Raw genomic sequence first — 12,008 nt, forward strand, 5'->3', positions numbered from 1 at the left:
CGATTTAGCAATACTCCAATGCGTTCGAAAGGATTGTCGGCACTCCAATCCAACTTGAACAGATACCTGCGCTTTTTCTGCTTGAATGCACGAGCTAATTGGTAGGCAATCTCCCGTAATCTGCCGTTGAGATTGTAATGAGTAAGGGTGATGCGGAAACCGCGCACACGCACTTCTACCAAAGAGTGGAACTGTTACCGTTGTCACTGTGAGATTGCCGTCGAGGCCACTCCTAACGCCCCAAAAGTGGTATCACATCCGACATGCTTGCCGAGTCCAACTCCGCCTTTCGTCAACTCCCTTACATGGGCGTCATTCGCGTCAACGTCGAAGCCATCACTGAGCACGGTTACCAAATGGGTGATCCTGCCTGGTCAAACCTCGGTCAGGGTCAGCCAGAAGTCGGAGACATGGACGGCGCACCTCCACGGATCGGGACCCTACCTATCCTTTCAGAGGATCACGCTTACGGCCCAATCGAGGGCATTCCCGAACTGCGAGAATCCATCGCGGCTCACTACAACCGCCTCTACCGCAAAGGCAAAGCTTCCCAGTACACAGCCGAAAACGTTGCCATAGCTCCGGGCGGACGAGCCGCCCTGACCCGAATCGGGGCGACCCTTGAGAAGATGAAGTTGGGCTACTTCACGCCCGACTACACCGCCTACGAAGACCTGCTCACCACCTTCCCCCGAATCCAGCCACACTGGATCGAACTCCTTCCCGAAAACGGATTCCGCATCAATCCCGACGATTTGGACGCCCTCGTGAAGAGAGAGGGCCTGGGTTCCCTTCTCATCAGCAACCCGTGCAATCCGACTGGCACGGTGGTCAAAGGCGAAGAGCTGGCTGAGTGGGCAGAAATGGCCCGACGTCGGAACTGCACCCTCCTGATGGACGAGTTTTATTCGCACTTCATCTACGATGGCTCCGACAGAGGCGTCAGTGCCGCCGAGTACATCGACGACGTGAACACTGACCCGATTGTTGTCATTGACGGCCTTACCAAATCCTTCCGATATCCAGGCTGGCGCGTGGGTTGGGTGCTTGCTCCCAAGCACATCATCAACGCCCTTGCCGCTGCGGGAAGCTTCCTGGATGGTGGTTCTTGCAGACCGATGCAGCGTGCAGCGATCCTTGCCCTGGAACCAAATCAGGCTGATCAGGAAACTGCTGCCGTTCGCCAGGTCTTCGCGGAAAAGCAGAACCTGACTCTCACAAAGCTCCGCGAAATGGGTGTTGAATTCCCCCATAATCCGCAGTCCACGTTCTATGCCTTCGGTTATGTGGGCAATCTGCCCGCCCCCATCAATGATGGACAGGGATTCATGCGTGAGGCTTTCAAGCACAAAGTCTTGACCGTCCCCGGTGAATTCTTCGACGTGAACCCCTACCGACAGCGAACCGGCGACTCGCCGCTTAACCCGTGGGTTCGATTCTCCTTCGGCCCGCCCCGCCCGAATCTGGCGGCTGGATTAGAAAGACTTGGCGAGATGGTTGCCCGAATTAGAGAGTAAAGATTGTAAGGAGTAAGGATTGCAAGGAGAGAATCCCACTTCGCGTAGGGTTCCTTACAGTCCTTACGATCCTTACCCCTTACACTTCCCTAAAGCCTAATCCCCAACACATCCAAAATCCGGGTCAGATCATCTTCCGAATAAAACTCAACCTGCAGTTTGCCGCCGACCTCTCCTCGCTCAATCTTCACCGGCGATCCAAAATATGTGGAAAGAGCCTCTTCCAACATCTGTGTATCGGCATCCTTCGTCGCTTCCACGCGCGGTCGTCCACCCTTCGTTGCTCGTGCTGTCTTGGTCGAAGTGGCTTGTGAGGTCTTCTCGACATCTCGGACGGTCAGCCCCTGCTCAAGGATCTTGTCGTAGATGGCAAGCTGCATCACTGGGCTCTCCAGCCCGAGCAAAGCCCGTGCATGCCCCTCGGTGATCTTCCCTTCCTCAAGCCCCTTCAAAATCTTAGGCTGCAGCTTTAAAAGACGAACCGTATTCGTAACCGCAACCCGCGATTTCCCAACCTTCTCCGCGACCTGCTCTTGCGTAAGACCAAACTCATCAATGAGCCGACGATAGGCCCGCGCCATTTCAAGCGGCGTAATATCGGCACGCTGGATATTCTCAATCAGCGACCATTCCAGAGCATCGACGTTCGCCGCCGAACGGACAATCACAGGAACGGTCGTTAAGCCTGCCAGCTTAGCCGCCCGCCAACGTCGTTCACCCGCGATGAGTTCGTACTTGCCCTCTGCGATGGGACGAACCAAGATCGGCTGTAAAATGCCGTGCTCCTTGATCGAATCCGCAAGCTCCTGCAGAGCCGTCTCATCAAAGAACTGCCTAGGCTGGCGCTCGTTCGGCACGATGGAATCAATAGAGACCTCTTGCGACCCAGGCTCCATCTGCTCGACCTGTTCACCGATAAGTTGCGATAATCCTTTGCCTAGCGCACGTCGCATTCTGTAAGTACCTCGTTCACAAAACTGTAGTAGGCTGTTGCGCCTTTGCTCGTCGGGAATCGGGTCACGGCTGCCTGACCAAAACTCGGCGCTTCGCTCAGCCGAACGTTCCGAGGGATTGTGGTCCTTGCCACCTTGCCGCCGAAATAGTCGACGACCTCCTTCTTCACCTGCAAAGTAAGACGGTTGCGCGGGTCATACATCGTCAGCAAAACCTTGGCGATGCTCAAGGATGGGTTAATCCGCCTACGCACAACATCAATGGTCTTGATCAGCTGGCTCAAGCCCTCCAGCGCATAGAACTCGCACTGCATAGGTACGAGCACACAATCCGCCGCGCTGAGGATATTGATCGTCAGCAGACCGAGACTCGGAGGAGCGTCCAATATTATCCAGTCGTATTCGCTCTTTACCGGCTCCAGAGCATCGCGCAAAATCAACTCCTTGCCGACGGCATTCAACAGCACGGGCTCAGCCCCGGCAAGGTCCAGAGTTGCTGGCACAACGTCCAAATGAGGATCGACCTTCATGATCGCTCGCCGGATCGTATCGGTCGTGTCGGGATTGTCAACCACGGAGCTGATCACTTCAAACAAAGTCAGCGGAGCCTTTTGCTTGTCCACGCCCAGGCCGGTGGTCGCATTGCCTTGCGGATCGCAATCGATCAAGAGTGTCTTCTTTCCACGCGATGCCAAGCCTGCGGCAAGGTTGACGGCAGTGGTCGTCTTGCCCACTCCACCCTTTTGATTCACTACACCCCAGATTCCCACCGCTCTATTATGGCGGTGTTAATGAGCTGTTCGGGGTCAATCTGGGCGATGTGTGGATTACTCTTTGACCCTTCACTTTTCTGATGACCTAGTCGCATTAAAAGAGCTTCGCCAGGGAACACGATCAGGGCTTAGCCGGATCGTGATATGGCAAGCGACGAATCTTTCCCCGATTGGAAACGATCTCTGCCCCTAAACTGTCTTTGACAATGTGAGCGAAGAAAACCTATCTGTAGCCAGTTCAAAAAGGGGCGTCCCCAAGGCGCTGATCGGTGTCATCGTCGCCGTTTTGGTCCTTGCCGTGGCTTACGCAGCCTACGTCAGGGTCCCCCAAGTCTACGTCCCCCCGATTGCAAACGCGGCAGCAAACGGCGACCAGGAAAAGGTTCTCAAACTGCTCAGAGAAGGCGCAAACCCCGACGAGCGGGACGGAAACGGAGTTTCGCCGTTGCAGTACGCCCTGCTCAATGGAAATATCGCGGTTGCCGATACCCTGTGTGTCGCAGGTGCCCGGGTCGATGCTAAAGACAACAACGGCAAGACCATCATGGATCACCTTCAAGCCCCTCTCAAAACGAAGGATTCAATCGAAGAGAAGAAGCGAAAAATCGCGATCGAGTGGTTAAAGAAGCAAACGGATCAGATGACTCAGCCACGCACTAGACCAAGTATCGGAACCTAACTCTGCCTACGGATTGTGCGCCTTTCCGGCGATCAAAGCTGGCACAACTTGGCGCCGGCCTGTCTTGTGAAGAAGAACTATCATGCTACAGGGTGTGCACGCATCTCACCACTCTCTTGCCCGATCGCCCAACCCTGTGGCTAAAACCAACGACTAAACTCACTTTCCAAGTGTACGACGATTCCTGCCGATCCAGGCATCAGTCCAACCGACTAACATACTCACTCAAGCACTCCCCGACCGAGCGCATACCTTCAACACCTTGGTCACGAAGCTTGGCATTGGAAAGCACGCTGTACTTCGGCCTCTGCGCGGGAGTCGGATAAGCCTCCGTCGGGATCGGCTCAATCTCCACTTCCCTACTCTCCCTCAATTCCTCACGACAGTACGTCTCGATCGCCAGCTTGGCAAAGCCATGCCACGACATGACATCTTCGCCGGTTGCATGAAAAATCCCCGGCATCATCTCCTTCTCCGTTATATCGACCAGTGTGCGCGCAAGGTCGGCGGTGTAGGTGGGGCACCCGGTCTGGTCAGCAACTACACGAAGCTGCTTCCCTGCCAGATAGGCGTTGATCATAGTTCTCGGGAAGCTCTTACCATTGGGACCGTATAGCCAGGATGTTCGCACGATCACACTGCTCGCATTCGCGGCCATAACACTCTGCTCCCCCGCCAACTTTGACCGCCCATAGACTCCGAGTGGATTCGTCTTGTCTGTCTCAGTATAAGGCTCTGTCTTAACGCCGTCGAACACAAAATCGGTCGAAACGTGGATCAACCGCACCCCAGCCATCTGACAAACGTTCGCCAAGTATCCCGGCCCAAGGGCGTTCACCGTCATGGCCTGGTCAGACTCCGACTCAGCCAAATCGACCGCCGTGTAAGCGGCACAGTTGATGCACCAACGGATGTTCTTACCAAACACGCCAGTCACGACCTGAGCCACCGACTCGGGATTCGTAATATCAAGCTCGACAGAGGACGGAGCTGCAACCTCGTGCCGGCGCTTCTTCAGCTCGGCAACGACGTCCGACCCAAGCATTCCTGTTCCTCCGACGACGAGAAAGTTCACGGGGATAGGATACCGTTGATTGTAAAGATTGTAAGGAGTAAGGATGGTAAGGACGCTGACACGAAAAAGTGGGTGCTTTCTGGGGCCGTAGTACCGCGACAGTGTTCGTTCGATGCCTTCCTCGGCTGAATTCCCCGTGCTTGGACAATCCTTACTACCCTTACTCCTTACTACCCTTACGGCCCAGCCGTCATCCCAGATATACTTCCCACCATGTCCGAAACGATGGATGCCGCCAACCTCCGCACAGCCCTTTACGACGCTCATTTGGCGCTGAACGCCCGAATGGTGCCCTTCACCGGTTACGACATGCCGGTTCAATACACGAGCATCATCGCCGAGTCGACTGCCGTCCGCGAAGGAGCGGGCATGTTCGACGTGAGCCACATGGCGCGGCTTTGGCTGAAGGGCGACCGCGTGGTCGAATTCCTGGAGCAGATCACCACCAACGACATCAGCAAGCTCACCAACGGGCGCGGGCAGTATTCCCTGCTCCCCAACCTAAACGGCGGCCTGGTGGACGACATCATCGTGTACCGCATCACCGAGACCGTCTTCCGCATGGCCGTCAACGCGGCGAACCATGAGAAGGACGTGAACTGGATCAAGGCCGAGAACGAGCGCGGCGGCTACGGCGTGGAGATCACCGACGAGACCGACGACACCGCGATGATCGCGGTGCAGGGCCCCAAGGCCGCCGAGATCATCGCCGGACTCAGCGACGCGGCGGAAGCCCTGAACGCGGCTCCGATGTTCGGCATCGTGGAGTGCAATATTGCCGGAGTTCCCTGCTTCGCGCCCCGGTCTGGCTATACGGGCGAGGACGGCTTTGAACTCGTCTGTCCGGCTTCGGGAGCCGTTCAGCTTTGGGATGCCCTGCTTGCGGCGGGGGTTGCAGCCTGCGGCCTGGGTTCGCGCGACGTTTTGCGCGTCGAAGCCGGACTGCCTCTGTATGGGCACGAACTGGGCGACGACATGTCCCCCATCTCGGCAGGCTTGGGCTGGGTCATCAGCAAGACCAAGAGCTTCAACAGTTCCGACGCCTTCAACAAAGACCGCGCCGAAGGCACCCCGACCAAGCTGCTCGGCGTCAAACTGGAGTCGAAGCGACTGACCATGCCGGGCATGAAGGTTTATCAGAACGGACAGGAGATCGGCGAACTGTCGTCGGGCGTGTATTCCCCGCTTCTGGAGTGCGGCATCGCCTTTGCCTTCTTGAAGGCGGATACGGAGCTGGACACGCCGTGCGAGGTGGACGTCCGGGGCAAGATGGAGCCTGGGACGGTGGTAAACAAGCGGTTCTTCAAGAGGGGAAAGTAGGTTCCGTTTACGAAGCGATTAAGTGTTGAGTTTTGAGGACAGAACGCCGAGCACCCTTTATCGCATTCCCTTCAGCGTCTTTGCCGCCGTTACTTCCCGCAAGAAGATCAGCCCGCGATAGAATTCACCCGCTTTGAGTGGCCCCACATAAGCGCCGCTTCGAGTGGAATCATAGTTGGATCCGATATTCCTTGTCGTATGCGCGGACAACAGCCACGTATGCAAAGCAGGCGTAGCACAGTTGATAAAGAATGCAGAGTGCTTCACCTTGCTCAGCGTCCTATCCAGCGTCCCACCCGATTCAAGATCGACAGTAAATGAAACGAGAGGCCTCCAGCCAGTATCTGGATCATACTGGCCTCTTGCGACAAAAGAACCGGCTCCAAAAGCAAATCCTATCGGATAGTAGCGCTTCCCAATTCTACGATTGAGTTCTGTTCCGCATGATTCGGGCAGCGGGGCTTCCGTTCTCGCTATGTGATAGTTGTGCCCCCAGAGCATCGCTTTCTTTTTGGGCAGATACTTTTCCACCGCCCAGATGGTGTTTTCAGCCATAAAAACATCGCGCGGATTCTGCTTGATTGCTGCGAGATATTTGGGAAGATAGATCATGAAATCGAGCACAATAGCTACGTTCTTGTAATCCTCTTCAAACATCTTTCGAAGTTGGCCCTGTTCTCGAATCTGCGCGACACCCTTTATAAGCTTGTCGACATCATAGGTAGGCTCGATCACCGATCTTGTGGAAGACTTGACGATGTCGATGGCGTAGCGTGCCTCCTCAGGAAGTGATTTTGCATCCTCTTGGATAGCGTCAATGCGGTTTTTGAGAGTTGCAAACGGCTCCATTGCCATATCTCTAACTTCGTAAAAGTCATCAATCACAACCGACTGCTGCTGCAGCTCATCCGCCTGTACAAAGACGCGTGCGCACTGCTTAAAGAAAGTCGCTCGCTCTTTGCCCAGCAATTCCTCAACTTTCGGCAAAGCGTCTTTGACAATCTGGTCCAGCTCGTTCAGCGCCGCTTCTCGCCCCTTCTCGTGGCGGACCCGGGGAAACCAAAGCAGGTCTTCAACGATCTGTCCGCCGATCTTGGCATCCTTCAGCGTCTGAACGATAGAGTCCAACGCACCCTCGCGATCCTGCATGTCCACGCCGACGATCCTCAGCTTGCTCTTGTGCTTTGCATCGGCGTTGTAAGCGCGCATCCACTTGACGAGGTCCAGAACCTCTTCGGTCGACCACGTCCAGAATCCCTGCGCCTTCAAAGCCTCTGCCGGATCGCCTTCTCCTGAGGTCACATACCGATCAAGTGCCACACAGCCAGGCACACTCGCTTCTAGGGCCAAGGTCGTATAGCCCATTCTCTCAACTAGGAATTGAAAGAGTCTCGCCTTCGTCTCGAAAATCTCTCGCGAGCCGTGAGTACACTCACCCGCTCCAACGATAGTCACACTTCCCAATAACTTTTCTAGAGGGGCAAACTCCTTCCAGGACCCTTTTGAGGCACTGCCACCTAGAGGGACGCACGCCTTCTCCAATGCCGCGAGGATCACCGGTTCATCCGTGCGTACGCCGATGGCTATCGAAACGGAGCATAGGAGTGGCAGCAGCATCTATTGAATTATGGGCCAGGTTCTTAGTTCATGCAAACCAGTCAGAACAAATAGAAAGCCCTCCCTCATCAGAAGCGACGAGGGAGGGCTTCTTTATCCAGCGCTTATTCGCTACCTTCCCCCTTTGTCCTTCATCTCGGCATTGCGAGAGTAGTCATCTCCTAAGAGATGCTGTGCAAAATACTCCCAACTCATTTGCTGGAAATATCCGCTATACGGGCCAAAGCCGTGAGCCTGCCCCGGCATCAACATAAAGTCGAACCGCTTGTTCGCTTTTATCAGCTCGTTCGCAAGGCGGATAGAGCCTGCGGGGTGAACGTTGTTGTCCATGTCGCCATGAACGATCAGCAATTTGCCGCGCAGATTCGGTGCAAGCTCCTGAGTTGTCGGGACCTTGATTTCGAACTTGGTCTCGATCGCCGGTGCGTCGAAGAACTGCTCCCAGAAGACCTCATCGGGTGAAGGGCCAAACTCGTCTCCTCCTCCACCACGGCCTCCGCCGCCACCACCGCGTCCACCGCGACCGCCACCTTGACCGGTACCCTGACCGCCGGTCCCGCCAGTCTGCTGGTTCACTGCAACTTCTCGCAAGCCGTGATGCTGCTCGCTCCAGTTCCAGTTATAGATGTTGTTGTCGTGGTTGCCCGCCGACGACACTCCTACCTTGAAAAAGTCGTTGTACGGCGGGAGCATCATCGCGGCAGCAGTCATAAAGCCACCACCCGAGTGTCCGTATATACCGATGCGGTTGATGTCGATCCAGCTGTACTTGGCAGCCAGCTGCTCGACTCCTGCCTTCTTGTCGGCAAGGCCATAGTCGCGCAGGTTGTAGTAGCCAAAGCTGTGATAGGCGTTTGACCGTGATGGGTTGCCGCCACGGTTTCCGATCTGGATCACGATAAACCCAAGCTGTGCTAGCTGCTGAGTCGAGCTATAGGCCGAGAAGTTCGCGGTCACGCTCTCGGTCTGCGGGCCAGGATAGACGTTCAGGATGATGGGATATTTCTTGCTTGGGTTGAAGTCAAACGGCTTCCAAATGTTGCCGTAGATATTCGTCGTTGCGTCAGCTGCCTTGACCACAAAGGTCTCGGGCATCTTCCAGCCCGTCTCCATCAATCGGGACAAGTCCGTTTGCTCCAGAGCCATGATTACAGACCCCTTGGAATCGCGTACGACCGCTGTGGGCGCCATGTCAACACGGGTAGCGTTGTCCACGATGTACTGCTTGCTCGTTGAAAGCCGGGAGCTGTGGTTCGCGTCGCCAGCATCCAAAAGGGTTAACCCAGTGCCATCAAGATTGACCCGATAGAGATGGGTGTAGTAGGGGTTCTCTCCACGCTCGCGGCCTACAGCCGTGAACCACACCATGTTCTTTTCTTTATCAACGTCAACAACGCTCTCCACTCGGAAAGCCCCTCGTGTGAGCTGCTGCTTGAGCTTCCCATCGGGGCCGTAGAGATACAAATGTCCCCAACCAGAGCGCTCAGACCACCAGACGAAGTCCTCACCCATCTTGTCATTGACCAGATAGCGCATGTTCGAGGTCATCTCAAAAACCTCAAGGAATGCGTTCTCAACCGACTCTGTCAGCAATTCTGTGATCTTTCCCGTAGCCGGATCAAGATCGACCAAATCGGCGTTTCTCTGAAGGCGGTCACGTCGTAACATCCGAATCTTGTCGGACTTGTCTGACCAATCGGGACGAATAATGGACTGATCTTTGAACTTGGAGATGTCCATCTTCTTAAGCTGCTTGTCCGCACGATTAAACACGAAGAACTCCTGGATCGTTATGTCGGGGTCACCCGGCATCGCGTACTTGTATTCCAAGAGAGTCGGTCGAGGATCGGCGATATTGTTCACAAGCCAAAGAGGCTTAACCTTTCTCGAATCGGATCGCATGATGTAGAACCAATTCGAATCGGGAGACCAAGAGACATTAGCTCGAACCCGCTTTTCGTTGGGAACAGGTGGAGGCGTTCCACCGATCACACGCTGCGAGCCTGATCCGGTAGCTGAGCCAAAGCTGTAATACTCCTCACCGTCTTTGGTCAGCTGGATCGGCTCCTGCTCTTTGTTGTCGACGATTTCGACATAGTACAGGTTGTGATCCATCGCATAGACGCACGCTTTCTTGTCTGGCGAGTAGTTTCGGAAGTTCGGCAGCGGTCGCGGCTCGGGCTTGATATCCTCGATCTTTGTAAGTGTCTCTTTGTCAAGATCGTATTCGTATCGAACTCTCTCAACCACAAACCGTATCGCGTTCGTTTTCTCTTGGAACTCGACATCCGTAAACGGCAGGTTGCTCGCCTCATACGGCTTCTTGACTGCCTCTGACAGCAGTTCCGCCATCTTGACGTGGTCAAACAAGGGCCGTTTGATCTTCGCCTTGGGGTTCACAAAATGGAAAGTGACCCCATCGCCATCGCGCCATGTGTACCAAAAGTTGTCGGTCTTGCCGATAAATCTCGGATTTACCGAAGTGCTCCCAACATACAGATTGATGTTTTGGGGAGAAAACCGGTTTGCAAGCTCCCAGTTGGCATTGTTCTGGCCCACCGCCAGAGCTGTCAACTGGAAAAGACACAAAGCAAGGAGAGATGCTGGCTTCATACGAAGCGAACCCGGCTTAAGCCGGGCTTGGGATGCAATTGAATTCTTCGACATACGCTAACCACCCATGAAGTGCTCAACAGATTTCAGCATAGCCCAAAACTCCCCATTTGAGGCTATCTGAGAGAGACAGTCACAAAATACGCACATTCAGGGCCTGTTCATCTCCAAACCCCTGTAGAAATGCGAGGACGTGCCGATACCACTGATAAGCCGACTTAGAAGTAGTTGGCTCGAAGTTCCAAGGATGCGGAACTTGATTCAGCTAAGGACAGCGCAGACGGTGGATATCAGTCGTGCGCATACTGGACAACCTATTTGGACCCCATATCGATAACCTCAGCGATGCCTTGCATAAGGCGTCGGAGAGGCACGGGCTGTTGGCAGAAAACCTTGCCAACGTCAATACGCCTGGCTACAAGCGTAAGGATATGGACTTCAACATCGTTCTCAAGGGTGAGCAAAAGAAGCTCCTGCTTGCGGATAACGATCTCCATTCTCGACGGTTTGTAAACGGAGCCGAGAACGCGAGCGTTCGCGTTGACGGCAGCAGCGTCGACCTTGAAAAAGAGGTCATGTCCATTGCCGAAACGGAACTCCGCTACCAGGCACTCACCGACTTCACCAATCGCTATTTCAGCGGTCTGCGCAACGTTATTAGGGAGGGCAAATAATGTCACCAATCAGCCGCGCCATGCGCATTAGCTCCTCCGGTCTCACCGCCGAGCGGTTCCGGATGGATGTGATCTCCAGCAACATCGCCAACGCAAACTCCGTTGGCATCAAAGGCCAAGACCCGTATCGACGTCGCGACGTCGTTCTCGAAGCCGGGACAGACGGTGTCCAGATCGTAAAGATCCAAGAGGACGATGCTCCCTTCCGTACGGAGTACGACCCCAATAACGAAAACGCCGATGCTGAGGGATTCGTGAAGTACTCGAACGTTCAGCCTATCTACGAGATGGTGAACATGATCTCCGCAACCCGTGCATACGAAGCAAACTTGGCCGCATTTAACACGGCTAAGGGAATGGCCAAAGCCGCCTTGAATATCGGAAAGATGTAAGTAGTGAGCAGTAGTAGCTAACAGCAAAGAGAAAACGTCATGAGAATCCAAGACCTCGCAGCCCAATTCGACACAAGCCGACTTGAGAACCTCAAGCCGAAGGTCGATGGCGGCGAGAATAGCGACGACTTCGCAAACACTCTGATGGACGTCCTGAAGGAAGTGAACGAGTCTCAGCTCAACGCTAGAGACAAGCAAAACGCCTTTATGACGGGTCAGAACGTGGATCTAAGTGACGTAATGATTGCCGCAGAGCGTGCGGGAATTGCAATGCAGTTGACGATGCAGGTGCGCAATAAGCTCCTGGAAGCGTATCAAGAGATTGCAAGAACCCAGATCTAGGCAATTGACGGATGATGATGTGCGATTGGTGATTTCGGGACTGGTTCCTTAAG

The 12,008-nt window shown here is 54.7% G+C and carries 11 protein-coding genes; 6 read left to right on the forward strand and 5 right to left on the reverse strand.

All coding sequences use genetic code 11. The annotated features are described in order from the left end of the window. The first annotated feature begins 263 nt into the window (after positions 1–263). Entirely contained in the window at positions 264–1,517 is a 1,254-nt protein-coding gene (locus KF784_09920; GenBank protein MBX3119372.1) for a pyridoxal phosphate-dependent aminotransferase, read from the forward strand. An 89-nt stretch (positions 1,518–1,606) separates the two neighbouring features. Here KF784_09920 and KF784_09925 read toward each other — a convergent pair whose 3' ends face one another. Together KF784_09925 and KF784_09930 are read right to left on the reverse strand one after the other, a co-directional pair. Continuing rightward, positions 1,607–2,470, reverse strand: a complete 864-nt coding sequence (locus KF784_09925) for a ParB/RepB/Spo0J family partition protein (GenBank protein MBX3119373.1) — start codon at positions 2,468–2,470, stop codon at positions 1,607–1,609. Next, complete coding sequence (locus KF784_09930; GenBank protein ID MBX3119374.1) at positions 2,455–3,240, reverse strand: ParA family protein; 786 nt, start codon at positions 3,238–3,240, stop codon at positions 2,455–2,457. Before KF784_09930 ends, KF784_09925 begins: the two co-directional genes overlap by 16 nt. Positions 3,241–3,451: 211 nt before the next feature. Here KF784_09930 and KF784_09935 point away from each other — a divergent pair, with 211 nt between their 5' ends. Beyond that, positions 3,452–3,922 carry an ankyrin repeat domain-containing protein gene (locus KF784_09935; GenBank protein ID MBX3119375.1) on the forward strand — a complete coding sequence of 157 codons (471 nt, stop codon included), beginning with the start codon at positions 3,452–3,454 and terminating at the stop codon, positions 3,920–3,922. 199 nt (positions 3,923–4,121) lie between these two features. Here KF784_09935 and rfbD read toward each other — a convergent pair whose 3' ends face one another. After that, entirely contained in the window at positions 4,122–4,997 is an 876-nt protein-coding gene (gene rfbD, locus KF784_09940; protein ID MBX3119376.1) for a dTDP-4-dehydrorhamnose reductase, read from the reverse strand. Between the two features lie 213 nt (positions 4,998–5,210). Here rfbD and gcvT point away from each other — a divergent pair, with 213 nt between their 5' ends. Next, positions 5,211–6,317 (forward strand): glycine cleavage system aminomethyltransferase GcvT, encoded by a 1,107-nt coding sequence (gcvT, locus tag KF784_09945; protein MBX3119377.1) that lies wholly within the window; start codon positions 5,211–5,213, stop codon positions 6,315–6,317. Positions 6,318–6,374: 57 nt separating this feature from the next. On the opposite strand, the gene KF784_09950 is transcribed toward gcvT, so the two are convergent. Together KF784_09950 and KF784_09955 are read right to left on the reverse strand one after the other, a co-directional pair. Then, complete coding sequence (locus KF784_09950) at positions 6,375–7,934, reverse strand: erythromycin esterase family protein (protein ID MBX3119378.1); 1,560 nt, start codon at positions 7,932–7,934, stop codon at positions 6,375–6,377. A gap of 111 nt (positions 7,935–8,045) precedes the next feature. Further along, positions 8,046–10,601, reverse strand: a complete 2,556-nt coding sequence (locus KF784_09955) for a DPP IV N-terminal domain-containing protein (GenBank protein MBX3119379.1) — start codon at positions 10,599–10,601, stop codon at positions 8,046–8,048. A gap of 242 nt (positions 10,602–10,843) precedes the next feature. Between KF784_09955 and flgB the strand changes: the two genes are divergently transcribed. Genes flgB through fliE form a run of 3 tightly spaced genes read left to right on the forward strand, consistent with a single transcriptional unit; the run spans position 10,844 to position 11,955 of the window. Next, positions 10,844–11,221 carry a flagellar basal body rod protein FlgB gene (flgB, locus tag KF784_09960; protein ID MBX3119380.1) on the forward strand — a complete coding sequence of 126 codons (378 nt, stop codon included), beginning with the start codon at positions 10,844–10,846 and terminating at the stop codon, positions 11,219–11,221. Positions 11,222–11,241: 20 nt separating this feature from the next. Continuing rightward, positions 11,242–11,613 carry a flagellar basal body rod protein FlgC gene (gene flgC, locus KF784_09965; protein MBX3119381.1) on the forward strand — a complete coding sequence of 124 codons (372 nt, stop codon included), beginning with the start codon at positions 11,242–11,244 and terminating at the stop codon, positions 11,611–11,613. 39 nt (positions 11,614–11,652) lie between these two features. Beyond that, positions 11,653–11,955, forward strand: coding sequence for a flagellar hook-basal body complex protein FliE (fliE, locus tag KF784_09970; protein ID MBX3119382.1), 303 nt, complete (start codon positions 11,653–11,655; stop codon positions 11,953–11,955). Positions 11,956–12,008 lie beyond the last annotated feature (53 nt).

The organism is Fimbriimonadaceae bacterium, assembly GCA_019638775.1.
GTDB lineage: Bacteria > Armatimonadota > Fimbriimonadia > Fimbriimonadales > Fimbriimonadaceae > JAHBTD01.